This is a genomic window from Rhizobacter sp. P2_D12 (genome assembly GCF_056404395.1).
This window is the reverse complement of the sequence record NZ_JBFUEB010000007.1, coordinates 67186-85136: the sequence shown is the minus strand read 5'-3', so window position 1 is coordinate 85136 and position 17951 is coordinate 67186. Positions and strand designations below refer to the sequence as shown.

The following is a 17951-nucleotide window of genomic DNA, read 5'->3' as shown; positions in this document are numbered from 1 at the left end:
ACGGCTCGTGCGGGCGCACGGCCATCACTAATAATCCACAAATATTAGTGAAACGGCAGCACCTTGGCTACCGGGGTTTGCAAGCACCCGTGACAGCGACAGGGTCAGCGGGGGATTCAGCGCGCCGGCGCGGCGACGGTGCCGCGCGGCACCAGGCGGCCGTCGACCTTGACGCGGCGGCGCCGGCCGTCGGGCGCGGCGATCTGCGCCAGCAGCATCTCGGCGGCCAGCCGGCCCATCTCGTAGTTGGGCAGCACCAGCGTCGACAGCGGCGGGCTGGTATGGCGCGCGATCTCCTGGTCGTCGTAGCCGATCACCGAGACATCCTGCGGCACGCGCCTGCCGAGCTGGCGCAGGGCTTCGAGGCAGCCGACGGCCATCAGGTCGTTGGCGCAGAAGATCGCGCCCGGCGGGCGCGGCTGCTTCATCAGCGACAGCGTGTGCTCGTGGCCGGAGGCGACCTGCCAGTCGCCTTCGCGCACCAGCGAGGCGTCGTAGGCGATGTCGGCGGTGGCGAGCGCGCGGCGATAGCCTTTCAGGCGGTCGCGCGCGGCGTCCATCCAGGGTTCGCCGTTGATGAAGGCGATGCGGCGGTGGCCCGCCTCGAGCAGGCTTTCGGTGGCGACGAAGCCGCCCAGCACCTCGGACGGCTCGACCGACGAGAACCGCGGCTCGCCGCCGCTGCGGGTCTTTTCCGGCTCGTGGCAGTTCAACAGAACGGTCGGCACGCGCAGCAGCGGCGGCGGCACGGTGATCTCGCGCGTGAAGATGGTGGAGTAGATGACGCCGGCCAGCGCCGGGTTGGCCAGCATGGCCGAGAGCACGGCCGATTCGATGCCGGCATTGGAGCGGGTCGCGAACACCGCCACCAGAGCGCCCTGGGCCCAGGCCTCGTCCTTCGCGCCGTCGATCGACAGCACCGGGTGCGGGCTGGTGGAGATCTCGTCGACCAGGTAGAGCACCAGCGGGCTGGCGGCGGCGCTGCGGGCCGCACCGCGGCGCACCGGCGCGGCGGCGCGCCGGTCGGGCAGCCGGTAGCCGAGTTCGGCGGCCACCCGCAGCACCCGGGCGCGCGTCTCGTCGGACAGCTTGGTGCCGGTCATGCCGTTCAGCACCAGCGACACGGTCGACTGGGAGACTGCGGCCTGCGTCGCGACGTCGGTCATCGTGACGCGACGGCCGGGCTCGGCGGGTGCCTTCCCGGCACTCCGGGTCGAAGACTTGGCGGGCATGGCTGCTGCGGCTGTTTGCTAATAATCGGGCGGCGAGGCACCGCTATGGTACGGGAGCGGCTACATGGTGTAGCGCTCTTCACGCCTTGCTTGCGGCTTTCGGGCAGCGCATGCGCCATGCTGCGCGCCGGAGGAAAACCCATGCACACCCACCCCACCCTGCGTCATTCACTGGCACGTGCCGCGGCACTGTGCGCCGGCGTGCTGGCCCTGGCCGCCTGCGGCGGCAGCGACGACACGCCCGCACCGGCACCTGTCGGCGCGACACCGCCTGCTCCTGCTCCTGCTCCTGCTCCTGCTCCTGCTCCTGCTCCCGCTCCTGCTCCTGCGCCTGCGCCTGCGCCTGCTCCCGCTCCTTCGCCCGCGCCGGACAACGCGCCGGCAGGCTACTCGCTCGTCTGGTCCGACGACTTCGACACCGGCACGCTGCCGGACGCCGGCAAGTGGGTCTACGACACCGAGGCCAACGCGACGGGCTGGTACAACAACGAGCTGCAGTACTACGCCGTGGCACGCCCCGAGAACTCGCGCATCGCCGACGGCAAGCTGGTGATCACCGCGCGCAAGGAACGGCTCACGAGCGCGAAGGACTACGGCGGCCAGGACTACAGCTCGGCCCGGCTGATCACCAACGGCAAGGCCAGCTGGACCTACGGCTTCTTCGAGATCCGCGCCAAGCTGCCCTGCGGCCGCGGCACCTGGCCGGCGATCTGGATGCTGGGCACGACCGGCGCGTGGCCGGCCGGCGGCGAGATCGACATCATGGAACAGGTCGGCAAGAACCCGACCGCGATCGAAGGCACGATCCACACCACGTCGACCGCCGGCACCTTCGGCGACGGCAGCCAGACGCAGGTCAGCGACGCCTGCACGGCCTTCCACAACTACCAGCTGACCTGGACGCCCGAGAGCCTGGTGATCGGCGTTGACAACAAGCCCTTCCACACCTACACCAACAAGCATCAGGGCACGGCCAGCTGGCCCTTCGACAAGCCGCAGTACCTGCTGCTGAACCTGGCCATCGGCGGCGACATGGGCGGTGCGGTGGACGACACCATCTTTCCGGTCAGCATGGAGGTCGACTACGTGAAGGTCTGGCAGAAGCGCTGAGCCATGCGCGATCCGTTGTTCAGCGACCGCCGCGACGCGGGGCGCGTGCTGTCCCGCAAGCTGTCGGCCCATGCGCGGCGATCCGACGTGCTGGTGCTCGCACTGCCGCGCGGCGGCGTGCCGGTCGGCTACGAGGTCGCACTCGCGCTGCAGGTTCCGCTGGACGTCTTCGTCGTGCGCAAGCTGGGCGTGCCCGGCCAGGGCGAGTTCGCGATGGGCGCGATCGCGAGCGGCGGCCTGCGCGTGATGAACGACGGCGTGGTGCGGATGCTGGGCATCGGGCCGGACGAGATCGACGCGGTGGTGCAAGCCGAGCAACTCGAACTGGCACGCCGCGAGCAGCTGTACCGCGAGGGCTGGCCCCCGCTCGCGGTCGACGGGCGCACGGTGCTGCTGGTCGACGACGGCCTGGCCACCGGCTCGACGATGCGCGCGGCCTTGCTGGCCTTGCGCGCGCTGCAACCGGCGCGCACGGTGGTCGCGGTGCCGACGGGCGCGCGCGAGACCTGCGAAGCCTTGCGCCGCGATGCCGACGAGGTGGTCTGTGCCACCCAGCCCGAGCCGTTCCGCGCGGTCGGCTGCTGGTACGAGGATTTCTCGCAGACCGGTGACGACGAGGTGCGGGCGTTGCTGCAGGCGGCACGCAGCTCCCACCGCCGCTGACCTGCGCCAGCCCCCGCAAAGCGGGGGTGCATCCGTTTCACTTCGTCACGAGTCGCCGCCGAATGGCGCCTGCCGTCCCGCTGGGCACTTTCATAATCGACCGACGGCATCGCGGCTGCGATGCGCTTGCGGACGAATGACGATGCCCACGCCAACCCACGACTTCGAACCCGACCTCGACCAGCTCACCGAAGAGTTCACATCCCTCGCCGTCACCGACGTCGACGCGGCGCTGGCGCTGTGGGATGCCCGCTCGCGGCGCCTGGGCGACGAGCTGGGCGCCGCCTGGGGCGCCCTGATCCTCGAGGGCCTGCGCCCCGCCACGCGGGATGCGCTGCGCAGCCGGCCGCGGGGCACGGCCTTGCTGTTCACCTGGTCGACGCAGCGCTCGCAGAAGCCGCCGATGCCGCGCCTGCCGTTCTTCTCGCCCCGCCTGGGCTATGCCTACTGCGCGAGCCTGGTCCGCCAACGAGGTGCTGCGGCGGCCCGCCGGGCGCTGCGCGAAGGGCGCCCGCTGGTGGTGGCCTTGCGCCGGGACACCTCCACGCTCGCCAACAACGGAAGAGGTCTCTACGACGACCACATCGTCGTGCTGAACGGCCGCGGCGGCCTGCGGTCGGCCCGGTTCTTCCCCGGCTGCACCGAGCCTGGTGCGCAGTACGCCCAGCGTGCCGCGCCGGCAGCCAACGGCACGCGCGTCGATGCGCGCTACGCCGACGTGAAGTTCAAGAAGGCCGATGGCGTCGACATCGACAAGGACGGCATCGCCGATGCCGGACGGCTGGTCGAAGGCACCTACGTGTTCCGTGAGAAGCTGGGTGGCTTCCTGGGCGGCCGCGCCTTCCAGTCGTCGACCGACCAGGTGGCCGAGCGCGACACCAACGGCGACGGCTTCTTCCTGCGCGACGACCCGAAGCGCATCGACGCCAAGGGCGCCGGCCGCTCGATGTACATCCACCGCGGCGGCGACATCGCGACGCGCGACGTGAACACCTGGTCGGCCGGTTGCCAGACCTTGCCGAAGGACATCTACGCGCAGTTCCTCGCCACGCTCGGGCAACCCACCTCGTTCTGCTATGTCCTCATCAATGCGCGCTGAAGCCGCATCCCGCCGGGGCACGGTCTCCGGCGGACTCGCCGCGTGCGCGCTGCTGATCGGCTGCATGTCGAACGCGCCGGTCATCGCCGGCCCCGGCACGGCCTCGGCCCCGGCCGCGACCGCCGCACCGGCCCGCACGGCATGCAGCTTCGGCGCCTTCGTCGAAGAGACCGACCCCGCGGGACTGAACGTGCGGGCCGCCGCCGGCACGCAGGCACCCGTGCTGGGCACGCTGCCGCCGACGCTCGTCGACGAGGCGAACGGCGGCTTGCGCGTGCGCGTCGAGGTCGAGGTGCTCGGCGTGAGCGACGGCTGGTTCCGCATCGCCCGGGCGCGCGACAACGAGGCGCTCACCGGCCAGCCCGCACGGCCGATGTTCGGCGGCGAAGGCTGGGTCAGCGGACGCAAGCTCACGGTGAAGTCGCAGGCGGTGCGCGGCCATGCCCGCCCGGATGCAGGCTCGCCCACCTGGTTGAAGCTGGGCGATGGCGAGAGCTTCGACAACGACGCGATGGTCTCGGCGGGACAGCTGGTGGACTGCAAAGGGGCATGGGCGCAGGTCGAGTTCGCGCCCGATCGCCTGCCCGACGACGTGCGCCGCGCGCTGGTCGTGACGCCGGCGGCCCGCGCGGGGTTGCCCGCCGGGCGCTTGCGCGCCTGGGTCGACCGGCTTTGCGCGCTGCAGGAAACCAGCTGCTCGGGCGGCGAGACGCGACGGTGACGCCGCCCGGCATCCCGAGCGATGCCCGTCAGGCGGCCCGGCTGCCTCGGCCTCTCAGCCAGTGCCAGCCGAACGGCAGCACCAGCAGCAGGCCCAGGCCCAGGTGCAGGAAGGCGGCGGCCGTGCCGATGGCCTCGTCGCCGGCGTAGTAGATGATCACCGCGCTCGCCGCCAGCGCCAGCAGCAGCACGCCCAGCACCAAGCCGCTGGCGCGCTGGCGGCGACGGCGCCAGCCCGATCGCATGTGGACGCTCCACAGCGCTCCCACCAGCATCAGCAGCGCAAAACCACCGGCCGCATGCGCGGCCGCCCAGCCGATGCGCGCACCCGACGCCAGCCGCCAGGGCAGGGTCAGCTCGGCACGCAGGACCAGCGTGGTCGGCGCCAGCAGCGCGCCGCTGAGCAGCATCAGCAGCATGGCCCCGACGAGGGCCGGCACGAACCAGCGCGGATAGCCTTTCATGCGCAGCCCCCCGGCTCGATCAGGCTGCCGCCCAGTTGCTCTATCCGCCCGCGGCGCTCGCTGGCGACCGCGGTGGCAGCCACCTTCGTCAGGGCATCGGCACGCCAGGCCGTGCGCGCGAGCACCGTCCACACGCCGGGCTGCGCCTGCCGGGCCGGCGGCGCGACGATGCAGGCGGGGAAGGACTCATCCGCCGCCCCCGGTTCACTGACGCGCGTGCTGGCGACGGCCGCATCGCGCAATGTGCCCAGCGGCTGCAGCGTGCCGTCGAGTTCGCGCCGGTGCACCGGCAACGCGAGGTCGCCGAACACGCGCAGGTCGCCGCCGGCATTGACCCAGCCGCTGGCCACGCCGCATCCCTGCATGCGGCGGATCGCATGGTCGACCGCGAAGCCCTTGGCAATGCCGTCCAGCGTCAGCCGCACCGGCCGCCGCAGTCGTGCCCGGCCGCGACCGATGACGATGTCGGCATCGGTCCCGCGCGGCAGCGGGGCCGGCCCACCGTGGTCCGGCAGCGCGCCCTGGCGCACCAGCAGGCCGCCGACGGTGCAGTCGAAGGCGCCGCCACTCGCACGCATCGCGGCGCGCGCCAGGCGCAGCACGCGCAGCGTCAGCGGATGCAGCACCACGTCGCGCCCCGGCGCACGGTTCAGGCGTGTCAGGTCGCTGGCCGGGGCGTGGAAACTCATGTGCCCCTGCACCTCGTCGATCGCCTCGAAGGCAAGCCGCAGGCCGCGCTCCGCGTCGGCCTGCGAATCGGCACGCGCCGCCACCTCGACATAGGTGCCGAGCAGTGGACGCATGCGGCGTGCTTCAGGCATGGGGGGCCAGGAACAACTTGTGGATGGCCAGCAGCCTCTTCACGCCGTCCATCACGTTGCGGCACGACAGCGTCGCGCCGCTGATGTTGGGCACGTCCTGGTCGAGCTTGAAGGGATCCGCCAGGGTCTTGCCCACCAGCGACTTGCGCCAGGCGGCATCGCGCACCTGGCCGCCATGCGTCTCGCGGTAGCTCATGATCTCCACGCCCAGCACGTGCCCGTCCGGCGAGATCGCGGTGGCATAGGTGATGAACTCGTGCTTGCCGATGACCTCGTCGACGAGCATCCAGCCCTGCAGCGCGCCATCGCGCTCGACGCGCCAGACCTTCTGCTCATCCCACCGCTGGCGCAGGCCGGAGGCCGACTTGATGCGGTCCCGCTGCTCGTCGTTGAACTTCAGCGGCTGCTCGACGAAATCCTTCGCCGCGGGGAACAACAGGGTCTGCGCCTGCGCGGCGCTGAGGTAGTCGACTGCAAAGGCCGGCGTCACCAGCGCAACGCCCGGCAACAGGAACACCGACCAGTCGCGTGCCTTCATGCTGCATGCACCTCAGAAGTTGTAGCCGACCTTGATGCGCACTTCGTTCTTGGTCTTCTCGATCAAGTGCAGATGCGCATCGGACTGGCCGTCGTAGCGCTCGCCGCCGCCGCGCACCTGCTTGAAGGCGGTCAGGGTCGCCCACCATTGCTGTCCGGCCCAATGCAGCGAAGGCCCGGCAAACAGCGACCAGCGTTCGAGGCCGACCTCGGTCTCGTACTCGGTCTCGTGCACCGCCTCGGCGCCGATGAACCAGCCCGGCGCGAAGCGGTACGACAGGCCGGTGCCGTACTTGAAGTTGATCTCCATCTCCGGATCGGTCGGCCAGTCGTAGCCGTCCGGCAGGTCGGCGATCGCCTTGCGTTTCTCGTAGGCGGCGCGCAGGCCCACGTTGCCGACCCAGACGAGCTGGCCTTCCATGAAGTACTTCTGCGCCTGCAGCTGGGTCTCGAACTCGATCTCGCGCTTCTTCTGGCCGGAGTGCACGTCGAGGAAGCCGTACTCCAGGCTGCTCGTCATCGACAGGCCGAAGTCGTCCTTCGCCGGGCTCAGGAAGTTGTACTTGACGCCCAGTTCGATGCCCTGCAGGCGCAGGCCGTATTTCTCGTCGCGCGGCAGGTAGCCGTTGATCACGAGGCCCGAGGTGTTGATGCCCAGGCCGTTGAGCTCCGCCGACACCTGGAAGCGGTCGGTGACGCCGTACTCGATCTCCGACTTGGTGTCGATCGCGCGGTAGGTACCCGCGCCCTTGTTCGAGCGCTGCGTGACCCACTGGTAGAACTCGGCCTCTCCCTTGGGCAAGGTCTCGGCACCGCGCACGTAGCCGAACAGGTTTTCATCGGCGTGCGCGGACACGGACAAGGCGAGCGCAACGGCACCGAGCAGGGACAGGCGAAGCAGGGACATGAAGGTTCCAGGCTGAGTGAAGGCAAATGCGAATTACTTTCACTCATATTCTAGCGAGGAGCCTCCGCGGCACGCCACGGCCCCGCGCGCCGCGTCGACGTGCCTCTTAAGCCTCGCCTAAGGCGCCGTTAAGGCTTGGCTAAGCGCACCGGACCAACATCGGTTCGATGAGCTTCCCGCTGAGTCCCGAGCTGCCGATCGCGGCGGCAGACGCCTCGGTTGCACGCGCCCCTGCGTTCGACCGCGGTGCCGTCGAGCGCACGACCCGTGCCTTGCTGCTGCTGGTCTGTGCCCTGGTGCTGTTGCGCCTTCTCGGCATGGCGTGGCTGCCGCTGATGGACACGACCGAGGCGCGCTATGCAGAGGTCAGCCGCAAGATGCTCGAGCTCAACGACTGGATCACGCCGTGGCACGACCGCGGTGTTCCGTTCTGGGCCAAGCCGCCGTTGTCGTTCTGGCTGACCGCCCTGAGCATGAAGTGCTTCGGCGTCAACGAGTTCGCAGCGCGGCTGCCTCACTTCCTGTGCATGGTCGTCGTCGCCGTGCTCTGCGGGCGACTCGCAAGCTCTCGCCGCGACACGCCGCCGCTGGCTTGCGTCGCCCTGCTCGCCGGTGCGGCCCTGTCGCTGCTCGCGGCCGGTGCCGTGATGACCGACGAGGCGCTCGTGGTCGGCACGACGCTGGCGATGAGCGGCCTCTGGCAGGCCTTGCACGGGCCGCGCCGCCGCACCGGATGCGCATTCCTGTTCGTCGGCCTGGCGGTGGGTCTGCTGGCCAAGGGCCCGCTCGTCCTGCTGCTGGTCGGCCTGCCCACGCTGGCATGGGCCGCGGGAACGCGGCAGCTGCGCCGCGTGTGGGACGACGTGCCGTGGCTCATCGGGCTGGCCCTGTCGGCGGCGGTCGCGGGCTGCTGGTACATCGCGGCGGAGCTGAAGACGCCGGGCTTCCTCGACTATTTCATCGTCGGGGAACATTGGCACCGCTTCGTCACCCCCGGGTGGTCGGGAGACCGCTACGGATTCGCCCATGCCTTCCCGCCCGGCACGATCTGGATCTTCGCGCTGGCGTCGACGCTGCCGTGGCCGCTGGTGCTGTTCGCGGTCGCCCTCGAGCGCAGGACCTCCACGCCCGACCTGCACGGCCTGGATGCCGACCCGCGCTCGTGGCGCCTCTACCTCGCCTGCTGGTCGCTCGCCCCGCTGGTGTTCTTCACGGCCGCGCGCAACATCATCCTGCCGTACGCCTTGCCCGCCCTGCCGGCGATGGCCTTGTGGACCAGCCAATGGCTGCGCGGACGCGTCGGGGCAGCACGCATGCAGGCGTGGGTCGTCGCAGGCCTCGTGGTGTCGACAGGCGGCGCGCTGGCGACCGCCGTGCAAGCCGAACACACCGGCTTGTTCAACGCCCGCTCCGCCAAGGAGGTGGTCGGCGCGTGGGCAGCCCATCGCCCTCGAGGCAACGAGCCGTTGGTGTTCGTGACGGAACGGATGGACTCCGCATCGTTCTACAGCGGCGGCCAGGCCCAGTTTGCGGGCAGCGCCGCCGAGGCGCTGGAGCGCGTCGCTGCAAGCGGCGGATTCATCGTCCTGCGCCAGGAGGACACAGGCGCCCTGGCGCAGCTTGGTTGCGTCACGGAACGCACCGTGGTCGGCGGCTTCACGCTGCTGCACCTCACCGGGCCGCTTTGCGTGCAATCCCCCACGATCCGGGGCACTGAGTCGCGCCGCTTAAGGAGCGACTAATCCTTGGCTCCGCACAGTGCGTCCATGCCGAGCCCGATCCACCGCCTCCCTGCCCTTCCTGCCGGCCTGCTCGCCGCGCTGGTCGCCTGGGCAGCGTCGTACCCGTCGGCCTCGCAGGCCGGCGACGAGGCCCCTGCCGCCGCGGTCGCCGACCTGCCGACCGACGAGAGCCTGGAACGATCCGGCGCGGTCATCGGCGAGATCCGCATCGACAACCTCGACATCTTCGACACCCGTCTCGACGAAGAGGACAACGCCCTGTTCCGCTTCGCCAACTGGCTGCACATCCAGACGCGCCGCGAGACCATCGAGCAGCAGCTGCTGTTCAAGCCCGGCGACCGCTACGACGCCCGGCTGCTGCGCGAATCGGAGCGCGCGCTGCGCGCCGACGGCTACCTGCGCGACGCCGGCATCCGCGTGGCCGCGGTGCACGACGGCACGGTCGACCTCGTGGTGTCGACGCAGGACGTGTGGACGCTGAAGCCGGGCATCTCGTTCGGCCGCAAGGGCGGGCGCAACAGCAGCAGCATCGGCATCCAGGAGACCAACCTGCTGGGGCTGGGCAAGCAGGTCGGGCTGGACATCAGCTCGGGCGTCGACCGCCGGTCCAAGGCCCTGTCCTACCAGGACAACCAGCTGTTCGGCAGCCGCTGGACGCTGTTCGGCGAATACGACGACAACAGCGACGGGCGCGCGCAGAAGCTGGCACTGGAACAGCCCTTCTATGCGCTGGACACGCGGCGCGCCGGCGGCCTCTCGCTGCGCGACGAGCGCCGCGTGGACTCGGTCTATTCGCAAGGCCAGGTCGTCAACCAGTACGACGTGCGCGACCGGCGGGCCACCGCCTGGTTCGGCCGGTCCGACGGCCTGCACGACGGCGCCGCGCTGCGCTGGACGGCCGGCCTGAGCTTCGACGAGCGCCGCTACGCGACGCTGTCCGACCCGGGCATCGCCAGCGTCGCGCCGGCCGGGCGGCGGCTGCTGTACCCGTGGGTCGGCTTCGGCTGGGTCGAGGACCAGTTCATCGCGACGCACAACCAGGACCAGATCGGCAAGACCGAGGACATCGCGCTGGGCTGGAACGTGCGCGGCCGGCTCGGCGCGGCCTCGAGCCGGCTCGGCTCCGACCGCAGCGCCGGCGTGTTCGACACCGGCTTCTCGAAGGGCTGGATGACGAGCCCGTCGCAGACCTGGCTGCTGGCGGGCACCGCCGAAGGTCGCGTCGAACGCGAAGGCGTGAGCGGCGGGCTGTTCAAGCTGTCGGCGCGCTGGTACCTGCGGCAATCGCCGCAACGCACGCTGTTCGCCAGCATCGGCATCGACCGCGGCGTGCGCCTCGACCCCGACCAGCAGATCACGCTCGGCGGCGACACCGGGCTGCGCGGCTACCCGTTGCGCTACCAGAGCGGCAGCGGGCGCTGGCTGGCCACGATCGAGCAGCGCGCCTTCTCCGACTGGTTCCCGTTCCGGCTGTTCCACGTCGGCGGCGCGGTGTTCTACGACATGGGCCGCACCTGGGACGGGGTGCTGCCGGGCGACTCGGCCCAGGGCCTGCTGCGCGACGCCGGCGTCGGGCTGCGCCTGGGCAACAGCCGCTCGGGCCTGGGCACCGTCGTCCACGTGGACGCGGCCTTCCCGATGGACGGCGACAAGTCGATCAAGCGGGTGCAGTTCATCGTCGAGGCCAAGCGCAGCTTCTGAGCCGCAGGCCGGGGCTCTAAGTCGCGGCTAAGGCCGGACGGCGCAACATGGCCGCCCCCCGATGGACAACTTCCACCTCTTCGCCATGAGAGTCCCGGCGACGCAACGCTGATGCGCTCGATCGAACGCACCCTGCTGGCCTGGCTGATGGGCGCCCTGCTGCTGGGGGGCCTGCTGGTCGCGATCGTCACCTACGTGGTCACGCTGGACGAGATGAACGAGGTGTTCGACGCCGACCTGAAGAACGTCGCGCAGTCGATCGCACGCTATCACCGGGCGGCCTATGATGCGAGCCGCCACGATGCGCTGGTGTTGCCCGAGCGCAGCGACACGCCCGAGGACGTCGAGATCGTCACGCTCACCTGGACCGCCGACGGCGTGCGCGTCTATGCGTCGGACCCGCGCGTGAAGCTGCCGTTCTCGCGGACCGAGGGCCTGGCCCGCCTGGACGTCGACGGCGAGGCCTGGATCGTCCATTCGAGCGTGGCCGCCGACGGCGTCGCGCAAGCGGCGCAGCGCGTGTCGCAGCGGCACCAGATGGCCGCCGAATCGGCGGCCAAGGTGTTCCCGCCGATGCTGGCGCTGGTCGTCGTGCTCGGCGGCCTGCTGTTGTTCGGGCTGCGCCGCGGCCTGCAGCCGCTGGGGGATGCGGCACGCGACGTGGCGGCGCGCAGCGCGCGTTCGATGCTGCCGATCGCCACCGACGGCGTGCCGCGCGAGATCAAGCCGCTGGTGCAGTCGATCAACGAGCTGCTCGGCCGCCTGTCGGAAGCGTTCTCGGCGCAGCGGCGCTTCCTCGCCGATGCCGCGCACGAGCTGCGCACGCCGGTGACGGCGCTGCGCCTGCAGGTGCACCTGCTGCGCCGTTCGGACAGCCCGGCCGCGCGCCAGGATGCGCTGGACGAACTGGAGCAGGGGGTGATCCGCTCGGAGCGGATGGTGCAGCAGTTGTTGGCCGTGGCGCGCTCGGAGCCCGATGGCCAGGTCATGCGCGTCGAGCAGGTCAGCCTGGACGACCTGGTGCGCTGCGCTGTCTCGGACTTCTCGCTGAAGGCCGAGCTGTGCCGCATCGACCTCGGGGCGCGCGTGGGTTCCAACATCGCCGTGCAGGCCGACGCCCATCAGCTGCGCGTGCTGCTCGACAACCTGGTCGAGAACGCGCTGCGGTACACGCCGCCGGGCGGCGTGGTCGACGTCGATGCAGACCTGCAGGACGGGCGACCCCGTCTTCGCATCGTCGACAACGGCCCGGGCATCCCGGTGGCCGAGCGCGAACGGGTGTTCGACCGCTTCTACCGGGGCGCGGACGCGCATTCCCTCGCCCCCGAAGGCGGCGGCAGCGGACTGGGCCTGGCCATCGTGCGCGCGATCGCCGAACGCCACCACGCGAGCGTCAGCCTGCACACCCCGACGGGACATGGCGGGCTGGAGGTCCGGGTCGTGTTCCCGCAGATCGTTCCAACGGCGCAAGGAGCCATCAGGGTGCGAGGCTCAGCGCCAGGCCGCACAGGCCCGATACGAGAACCACCGGGATGACGCCGACCTTGAAGCGGATCAATGCGATTGCCGCGGCAATGCCGATGACGGCCGCCGGCCACTCGAAGCGTCCCGACAGGCCCGCCGGCCACAGCACGTGGTAAGCGAAGAACACGGCGAGGTTGCCGATGACGCCCACGACTGCAGCGGTGATGCCGGTCAGCGGTGCCGTGAACTTCAGGTTGCCGTGCGTTGACTCGATGAAGGGGCCGCCGAGCAGGATGAAGAGGAACGACGGCAGGAAGGTGAAGAAGGTGACGACCACCGCCGCAATCGCGCCGGACAGGAACAGCGAGTCCGTTCCGAGGATGGCCTTCGTCCAGCCGCCGACGAAGCCGACGAACGAGACGACCATGATGAGCGGGCCCGGCGTCGTCTCCCCGAGTGCCAGCCCGTCGATCATCTGCAGCCCGGTGAGCCAGTGGTAGTGGTCCACGGCGCCTTGATAGACATAGGGCAGCACTGCGTAGGCGCCACCGAACGTCAACAGTGCAGCCTTGGTGAAGAACCACGCCATTTGCGTGAGAACGCCGTCCCAGCCATGGAAGAGGATCAGCCCTGCGAGCGCAACCGCCCACGACCCGAGGCACGCGGCGAGGACGCGCCAGAAGCGCTTCCATGTGAAGAGCGCATGCGCCGGCGTGGGCGTGTGGTCGTCGATGATGGCTGCGCCGAAGCCCTGGGCCGCCTTGCCATGGCCTGCGCCGGCCGCGAATTTCCCGGGTGCATGGCGGCCACCGAAATATCCTGCGAGGCCCGCCCCCAGGACGATGAGCGGGAACGGCAGGTTCAGCGCGAAGATGGCGATGAAGGCTGCCACCGCGATGCCCCAGAGCCAGCTGTTCTTCAATGCACGCGAGCCGATGCGAGTCGCGGCCGACACGACGATGGCCGTGACCGCAGGCTTGATGCCGTAGAAGAGACCTGCCACCGCAGGGACCGTGCCGAAGGCCATGTAGACCCAGGACAAGGCGATGAGGATGAACAGCGACGGCAGCACGAACAGGCCGCCGGCGACGATGCCGCCCCAGGTCCGGTGCATGAGCCAGCCGATGTAGGTGGCCAGCTGCTGTGCCTCGGGACCGGGCAGCACCATGCAGTAGTTCAGCGCGTGCAGGAAGCGGTTCTCCGAAATCCAGCGACGTCGCTCGACCAGCTCCTCGTGCATGATGGCAATCTGACCGGCCGGCCCGCCAAAGCTGATGAACCCGAGCTTGAGCCAATAGGCAAATGCCTGGCCGAAGGAGACCGGTTCGGGCGCTGCGTCCGGGCTGGTGGTGGGGATGTCGGTCATCTGGCGAGCCGCAGTGCGGCGTACAGGGTGTCGAAGAAGGTGCACGAGGCCGCGAGCAGCGCGTCGTCGTTGCCGTGTTGTGCCTGCAGGCCTCGAACCATCATCTCGACACCGGCAGCCTCGTCGACGGAGATGCCTCCAACGTCGATGCAGTGCACCAGCTGGCCCATGCGTTGGAGTGCAGCGTCCTCATCGAGGCCGAAGGTGTGCGCGACGACCTCGAAAGTGACCTTGTCGCCCACGTGAGTGAACCGGGCGCCGTCGAAGTCGAAGCCGAGCGCAGACTTCGGGCACTTCCTGGGGTCGGCAAGCCAGACGAACCTTGGAGACTTGTCCACGAAACGCCGCACCAGCCAGGCAGTGGCGAGGCGGTCGACCCAGGGCCGCTTGCGCGTCGCCCAGGTTCGCCCCTGGAAGTCCTCGACCGGCAGGCGCCGGACATCTGCTTCGGCCGAGGCAGGCTCGCCGGGCGACAGGTGCAACTCCACTTCACGCCGGAGCGCGGCAAGGGCACCGGCGGCCTTCTCGCCGGCCTTGCCGGGGAAGAAATCACTGGCCTGGATGGCCTTAAGCTGCTGTTCGAGTGCTCGAAGGCTCTTGTGCAGTTCGACCTCGGTGGCCGTCCTGATGGCGCCTCGGGCTTCCTTGACGGATTGCAGCAACTCGGCATAGAGGTCGGAACGCTCGAACAGGGCCCGAAACGACTTCTCCTGTGCCTCGTCACGGGCCTGGACCACCAGCATGTGCGCGTCGGCACCTGCCTCGGCGATGCTTCGCTCGATGCCCCAAAGGGCTTGTGCCGTCGGGGCGCCGGTGGGGAGAACATAGACGCCTTCGCGCAGAGTTCCCGCACCGGTCGCCTTCAAGGCCCGCCAGACGCGGACCCGCAGCGCGCTGGGGTGGGTCGGAAGCGTTGCGGTCAGGATCAGCCACCCGTTCATGTAGCAAGTATCACGCAACATGATGACTGCTACAAGAATGTGGATGCCGTCGGATCCGGATCGGGTCTGTGCTCAACTCGCGCGATGTCTGTTCGCACCGCATTTCCCGCCCTCGCCGCCGCGCTTTTGTTCGGCGCCAGCACGCCGCTGGCCAAGCTGCTCGTCGGCGACGTCCCTGCGCTGATGCTGGCCGGATTGCTCTACCTGGGCAGCGGCCTGGGCCTGGGCATCCTGCTGGCTTTGCGCTGGGGGCGAGAACGCGCATCGGGGCAGGTGGCAACGAAGCTCGGAATCCCCCGCAAGGAGATTGCGTGGCTGCTGGGCGCCATCGTGTTCGGGGGCATGCTCGGCCCTGCGCTGCTGATGCTCGGCCTGGCACAGGCCACCGGCGCTGCGGCGGCGCTGCTGCTGAACGTCGAAGGCGTCCTGACGGCGCTCATCGCCTGGCTGGTGTTCAAGGAGAACGCCGACCGTCAGATCGCCCTCGGCATGGTGGCCATCGTTGCCGGCGGCGTCCTGCTTTCGTGGGAGCCCGCAGGCGCCACCCTCTCGACGGGTGCGCTGTTCATCCTGGGCGCCTGTCTGTGCTGGGCCATCGACAACAACCTGACGCGCAAGGTGTCGGCGAACGACGCGATGCTCGTCGCCGGCATCAAGGGTCTCGTTGCGGGTGCTTGCAACACGGCCCTGGCGCTGGCTGGTGGGACGGGTTGGCCGGCGCCGTCGACCGTCGGCGCCAGCCTGCTTGTCGGGTTCTTCGGCTACGGCTTGAGCCTCGCGCTGTTCGTGGTCGGCCTTCGGGTGTTGGGCACGGCCCGTACAGGCGCCTACTTCTCGGTGGCGCCACTGGTCGGCGTGGTCATTTCGCTGGTCATCTGGCCCAACGCGCCAAGCCCATTGTTCTGGAGCGCCGCGGCCCTGATGGCACTGGGTGTGTGGCTGCACGTGCGGGAACGGCACCTCCATGAGCACACACACGAGCCACTCGAGCACTCCCATCGACACCGGCACGACGAACATCACCAGCATGAGCACGCCTTCGCCTGGAGCGGCGACGAGCCGCATGCGCATCTGCATCACCACGAGGTCCTCACGCACAGGCATCCACACTATCCGGACATCCATCACCGGCATGCACATCCACACCAGGGTGCACATGCTTCGGCGCCCTGATGCGATGGCAGCCTCAGGAGAAGTCGGTCCTGACCTGGATCGGGCCCCCTCACCCAACTGCAGCGGTCGTGCGCCTTGGTGTCGAATGCCCGCGAATGACATCCACGGCGGCCTGCAGTGCGGGCGTCAATCGCTCCGTGTTCCAGGCCGCCGCCGTCGCCACCGTGTCGATCTGCTCCACGAGCGGGCGAACGGTCACGTTGTCGGGCGCCAGCCCGCGCATGTCCGACGGGACCAGCGCAATGCCCTGGTTGCAGCCGACGAATGCCACCTGCGTCGTCACGCTGCGCACCTCCCTCAGGATGCGCGGCGAGAAGCCTTGCGCCTGGCAGGCGGCGGTGATGCTGTCGAAATACACCGGGCTCAGGCGACGCTCGAACATGACGAACACCTCGTCCGACAGGCTGGCCAGCTTGATGCGCCGCTTGCCGGCCATCGGGTGAGAGGCGGGCAAGGCCACCGCCAGCCGGTCGCAGGCCATCGGGATCGTCTCGATCGCATGCTCCTTGTCGGCTCGCAGGCGGGCGAATGCGAGGTCGATGTCGCCGGCGCGCAGTGCGGGCAGCGCCTCCACGCTGTCGATCTCGCGGACTGAAACGCTCAAGTCGGGGCGCTGCTTGCGCAGGCGCTCCAGCAGCGGCGGCACGACTTCCAGCAGCGCCGACGAAATGGCACCGATGGTCAGCGTCCCCGATTGCCCGCTGACCGCTTCGCGCACGGCGATCTCCAGGTGCTCCAGCTGGTCGGCGAACTTGCGCACGGCAGGCAGGATCGCCCGGCCCACGTGCGTGAGCTGGGCGCCCCGGCGAGATCGCTCGAAGAGCTTGACCTTGAGTGCCTGTTCGAGCACCTGGATCTGCTCGGTCAGCGGCGGTTGCGACATGCCCAGGCGTCGTGCCGCGCGCCCGAAGTTCTGCTCCTCCGCCACGGCGAGAAACAGCCAGAGGTGTCGAACGAGTCGGAAGTTGATCATCTGATCCTCGCTTGGAGCGTCGGTTTGACCATAGGTTTGGCGTATGGAAATGTTCCTGAAGAACGAATTTACAGAATTGACCGGCGACGCGACAGTGCGCAGACGATGAACGCACCTGCCGCACACCCCGCCCTCGCCGTTCCCCGCCCCGCCGGGCTGGGCATCGCACTCGCCCTGGCCGGGTCGATCTGCTTCTCGGGCAAGGCCATTCTGGCCAAGCTGATGTACCAGCATGGCGTGGATGCCGTGACGGTCGTCGCGTGGCGCATGCTCATCGCGCTGCCGATGTTCGTGCTGCTTGCGACGTGGGCCGGGCGTGGCAAGGCACCGCTGCATCGTCGTGACCTGGTGGCCGTGACGGGCCTGGGCTTCTGCGGCTACTACGCCTCCAGCATGCTCGACTTCTACGGGCTGATGTTCATCAGCGCAAGCCTCGAGCGCCTGATCCTGTACCTCGGCCCCACCATCGTGATGGCGCTGTCGGTGTGCTGGGCCAAGCGCCCGGTGACACGCCGGCAATGGGTGGCCGCGGCGATCAGCTATGCCGGCACCGCCGTGGTCTTCGGCTGGGAACTGCGAGCCGAAGGAGATCACATTGCACTTGGCGCGGCGTTGGTGTTCGGCAGTGCCGTCAGCTACTCGGTCTACACGCTGGCAAGCGGCGAGGTCGTTCGGCGCGTCGGCGCCCTGCGGCTCACGGGGCTCGCGACAAGTGCCGCGTGCGTGTTTTGCCTTTTGCACTTCTTCGCGGTGCGCCCGCTCGGCGCGCTGGTGGTGCCCGAGCCGGTGCTCTGGCTGTCCGCCGTCAACGCGCTGGCCTGCACCGTCGCGCCCGTGTTGATGATGATGATGGCGATCGAGCGCATCGGCTCCTCGCTGGCCGCGCAGATCGGCATGGTCGGCCCGGTGTCGACCATCGGCATGGGGATCTGGTTTCTCGGCGAGCCATTCACGCCGGCGTTGTTCGCCGGAACGGTGCTCGTGCTTGCCGGGGTGGCGCTCGCTTCGTCGCGGCGCACCTGAGGGCGCCGGCATCGT

The 17951-nt window shown here is 69.5% G+C and carries 17 protein-coding genes; 9 read left to right on the top strand and 8 right to left on the bottom strand.

Annotated features, from left to right (window positions below):
• Nucleotides 1-116 precede the first annotated feature (116 nt).
• Complete coding sequence (locus AC1DYN_RS03915) at nucleotides 117-1166, bottom strand: LacI family DNA-binding transcriptional regulator (RefSeq protein WP_477957813.1); 1050 nt, start codon at nucleotides 1164-1166, stop codon at nucleotides 117-119.
• A 207-nt stretch (nucleotides 1167-1373) separates the two neighbouring features.
• Here AC1DYN_RS03915 and AC1DYN_RS03910 point away from each other — a divergent pair, with 207 nt between their 5' ends.
• The 4 genes from AC1DYN_RS03910 (at nucleotide 1374) to AC1DYN_RS03895 (ending at nucleotide 4825) form a co-directional block, all read left to right on the top strand.
• Nucleotides 1374-2342, top strand: coding sequence for a glycoside hydrolase family 16 protein (locus tag AC1DYN_RS03910; RefSeq protein ID WP_477957797.1), 969 nt, complete (start codon nucleotides 1374-1376; stop codon nucleotides 2340-2342).
• Between the two features lie 3 nt (nucleotides 2343-2345).
• Complete coding sequence (locus tag AC1DYN_RS03905; RefSeq protein WP_477957796.1) at nucleotides 2346-3005, top strand: phosphoribosyltransferase; 660 nt, start codon at nucleotides 2346-2348, stop codon at nucleotides 3003-3005.
• Between the two features lie 142 nt (nucleotides 3006-3147).
• On the top strand, nucleotides 3148-4104 hold the full coding sequence (locus AC1DYN_RS03900; protein ID WP_477957795.1) for a hypothetical protein: 957 nt from the start codon (nucleotides 3148-3150) through the stop codon (nucleotides 4102-4104).
• Nucleotides 4094-4825 carry an SH3 domain-containing protein gene (locus tag AC1DYN_RS03895; protein WP_477957794.1) on the top strand — a complete coding sequence of 244 codons (732 nt, stop codon included), beginning with the start codon at nucleotides 4094-4096 and terminating at the stop codon, nucleotides 4823-4825. Before AC1DYN_RS03900 ends, AC1DYN_RS03895 begins: the two co-directional genes overlap by 11 nt.
• A gap of 28 nt (nucleotides 4826-4853) precedes the next feature.
• On the opposite strand, the gene AC1DYN_RS03890 is transcribed toward AC1DYN_RS03895, so the two are convergent.
• From AC1DYN_RS03890 to AC1DYN_RS03875, 4 genes are read right to left on the bottom strand one after another with little or no spacing between them, the layout of a single operon-like run.
• On the bottom strand, nucleotides 4854-5288 hold the full coding sequence (locus AC1DYN_RS03890; RefSeq protein ID WP_477957793.1) for a hypothetical protein: 435 nt from the start codon (nucleotides 5286-5288) through the stop codon (nucleotides 4854-4856).
• Nucleotides 5285-6091, bottom strand: a complete 807-nt coding sequence (locus AC1DYN_RS03885) for an FAD:protein FMN transferase (protein ID WP_477957792.1) — start codon at nucleotides 6089-6091, stop codon at nucleotides 5285-5287. Before AC1DYN_RS03885 ends, AC1DYN_RS03890 begins: the two co-directional genes overlap by 4 nt.
• A 10-nt stretch (nucleotides 6092-6101) precedes the next feature.
• A complete protein-coding gene (locus AC1DYN_RS03880) occupies nucleotides 6102-6647 on the bottom strand; it encodes an FMN-binding protein (protein ID WP_477957791.1) in 546 nt (181 codons plus the stop codon).
• Nucleotides 6648-6659: 12 nt separating this feature from the next.
• Nucleotides 6660-7553, bottom strand: coding sequence for a DUF6662 family protein (locus AC1DYN_RS03875; RefSeq protein ID WP_477957790.1), 894 nt, complete (start codon nucleotides 7551-7553; stop codon nucleotides 6660-6662).
• A 167-nt stretch (nucleotides 7554-7720) separates the two neighbouring features.
• Here AC1DYN_RS03875 and AC1DYN_RS03870 point away from each other — a divergent pair, with 167 nt between their 5' ends.
• From AC1DYN_RS03870 to AC1DYN_RS03860, 3 genes are all read left to right on the top strand, one after another.
• Nucleotides 7721-9295 carry an ArnT family glycosyltransferase gene (locus tag AC1DYN_RS03870; RefSeq protein ID WP_477957789.1) on the top strand — a complete coding sequence of 525 codons (1575 nt, stop codon included), beginning with the start codon at nucleotides 7721-7723 and terminating at the stop codon, nucleotides 9293-9295.
• 24 nt (nucleotides 9296-9319) lie between these two features.
• Nucleotides 9320-10996, top strand: coding sequence for a BamA/TamA family outer membrane protein (locus AC1DYN_RS03865; RefSeq protein WP_477957788.1), 1677 nt, complete (start codon nucleotides 9320-9322; stop codon nucleotides 10994-10996).
• A 111-nt stretch (nucleotides 10997-11107) separates the two neighbouring features.
• Nucleotides 11108-12532, top strand: coding sequence for a sensor histidine kinase (locus AC1DYN_RS03860; RefSeq protein ID WP_477957787.1), 1425 nt, complete (start codon nucleotides 11108-11110; stop codon nucleotides 12530-12532).
• Here AC1DYN_RS03860 and chrA read toward each other — a convergent pair.
• A complete protein-coding gene (gene chrA / locus AC1DYN_RS03855) occupies nucleotides 12474-13826 on the bottom strand; it encodes a chromate efflux transporter (protein WP_477957786.1) in 1353 nt (450 codons plus the stop codon). The genes AC1DYN_RS03860 and chrA overlap by 59 nt on opposite strands.
• Nucleotides 13823-14767, bottom strand: coding sequence for a chromate resistance protein ChrB domain-containing protein (locus AC1DYN_RS03850; RefSeq protein ID WP_477957785.1), 945 nt, complete (start codon nucleotides 14765-14767; stop codon nucleotides 13823-13825). The genes chrA and AC1DYN_RS03850 overlap by 4 nt, the downstream gene beginning before the upstream one ends.
• Nucleotides 14768-14851: 84 nt before the next feature.
• On the opposite strand from AC1DYN_RS03850, the gene AC1DYN_RS03845 reads away from it, so the two are divergent.
• The gene (locus tag AC1DYN_RS03845; protein WP_477957784.1) at nucleotides 14852-15940 is read left to right on the top strand and encodes a DMT family transporter; all 1089 of its coding nucleotides are present in this window, start codon (nucleotides 14852-14854) and stop codon (nucleotides 15938-15940) included.
• A 49-nt stretch (nucleotides 15941-15989) separates the two neighbouring features.
• Here AC1DYN_RS03845 and AC1DYN_RS03840 read toward each other — a convergent pair whose 3' ends face one another.
• Nucleotides 15990-16913, bottom strand: a complete 924-nt coding sequence (locus AC1DYN_RS03840; protein WP_477957812.1) for a LysR substrate-binding domain-containing protein — start codon at nucleotides 16911-16913, stop codon at nucleotides 15990-15992.
• Nucleotides 16914-17018: 105 nt separating this feature from the next.
• Here AC1DYN_RS03840 and AC1DYN_RS03835 point away from each other — a divergent pair, with 105 nt between their 5' ends.
• A complete protein-coding gene (locus AC1DYN_RS03835; RefSeq protein WP_477957783.1) occupies nucleotides 17019-17936 on the top strand; it encodes a DMT family transporter in 918 nt (305 codons plus the stop codon).
• The last annotated feature ends 15 nt before the right edge of the window (nucleotides 17937-17951 follow it).

Bases quoted from the DNA above. Each gene is read 5' to 3' on its own strand.
- AC1DYN_RS03880 (WP_477957791.1), bottom strand. From the start codon at position 6,647: ATGAAGGCACGCGACTGGTCGGTGTTCCTGTTGCCGGGCGTTGCGCTG.
- AC1DYN_RS03875 (WP_477957790.1), bottom strand. From the start codon at position 7,553: ATGTCCCTGCTTCGCCTGTCCCTGCTCGGTGCCGTTGCGCTCGCCTTG.
- AC1DYN_RS03840 (WP_477957812.1), bottom strand. From the start codon at position 16,913: ATGATCAACTTCCGACTCGTTCGACACCTCTGGCTGTTTCTCGCCGTG.
- AC1DYN_RS03860 (WP_477957787.1), top strand. From the start codon at position 11,108: ATGCGCTCGATCGAACGCACCCTGCTGGCCTGGCTGATGGGCGCCCTG.
- AC1DYN_RS03870 (WP_477957789.1), top strand. From the start codon at position 7,721: ATGAGCTTCCCGCTGAGTCCCGAGCTGCCGATCGCGGCGGCAGACGCC.
- AC1DYN_RS03915 (WP_477957813.1), bottom strand. From the start codon at position 1,166: ATGACCGACGTCGCGACGCAGGCCGCAGTCTCCCAGTCGACCGTGTCG.
- AC1DYN_RS03850 (WP_477957785.1), bottom strand. From the start codon at position 14,767: ATGAACGGGTGGCTGATCCTGACCGCAACGCTTCCGACCCACCCCAGC.
- AC1DYN_RS03910 (WP_477957797.1), top strand. From the start codon at position 1,374: ATGCACACCCACCCCACCCTGCGTCATTCACTGGCACGTGCCGCGGCA.
- AC1DYN_RS03885 (WP_477957792.1), bottom strand. From the start codon at position 6,091: ATGCGTCCACTGCTCGGCACCTATGTCGAGGTGGCGGCGCGTGCCGAT.
- AC1DYN_RS03835 (WP_477957783.1), top strand. From the start codon at position 17,019: ATGAACGCACCTGCCGCACACCCCGCCCTCGCCGTTCCCCGCCCCGCC.
- AC1DYN_RS03905 (WP_477957796.1), top strand. From the start codon at position 2,346: ATGCGCGATCCGTTGTTCAGCGACCGCCGCGACGCGGGGCGCGTGCTG.
- chrA (WP_477957786.1), bottom strand. From the start codon at position 13,826: ATGACCGACATCCCCACCACCAGCCCGGACGCAGCGCCCGAACCGGTC.
- AC1DYN_RS03845 (WP_477957784.1), top strand. From the start codon at position 14,852: ATGTCTGTTCGCACCGCATTTCCCGCCCTCGCCGCCGCGCTTTTGTTC.
- AC1DYN_RS03890 (WP_477957793.1), bottom strand. From the start codon at position 5,288: ATGAAAGGCTATCCGCGCTGGTTCGTGCCGGCCCTCGTCGGGGCCATG.
- AC1DYN_RS03900 (WP_477957795.1), top strand. From the start codon at position 3,148: ATGCCCACGCCAACCCACGACTTCGAACCCGACCTCGACCAGCTCACC.
- AC1DYN_RS03865 (WP_477957788.1), top strand. From the start codon at position 9,320: ATGCCGAGCCCGATCCACCGCCTCCCTGCCCTTCCTGCCGGCCTGCTC.
- AC1DYN_RS03895 (WP_477957794.1), top strand. From the start codon at position 4,094: ATGCGCGCTGAAGCCGCATCCCGCCGGGGCACGGTCTCCGGCGGACTC.